Annotated in this window: 1 protein-coding gene; it reads right to left on the reverse strand. The window is 65.9% G+C overall.

All coding sequences use genetic code 11. From position 1 onward, the window contains the following. The coding region (locus I5L03_RS13325; protein WP_456061980.1) for an RNA polymerase factor sigma-54 at positions 1–246 on the reverse strand (246 nt) is incomplete at both ends.

The raw sequence follows: 246 nt of genomic DNA on the forward strand, positions 1-246 counted from the left end.
CGCCCGTCGGGTCCATGCTCTGCACGCATTCGAGCGCGCGCTCGACATCGGCGAGCGGGACGTTCAGCGCGTTTGCGACGTCCTGCAATTTGGCGGTGAGATAGCCTGCCTCGTCCAGCTGGGCGATGAAGGCGGTATGCTGGCACGGCGCGCAGGTACCGACCTGCTGCTCGAGATGATCGGCGAGGCTGAGCGCAACATCCTCGCGGTTTTCGAGGTCGAAACCCGAATTCTCGCCGCCGCCCG

Source organism: Aurantiacibacter sediminis, assembly GCF_016019885.1.
Taxonomy (GTDB): domain Bacteria; phylum Pseudomonadota; class Alphaproteobacteria; order Sphingomonadales; family Sphingomonadaceae; genus Alteraurantiacibacter; species Alteraurantiacibacter sediminis.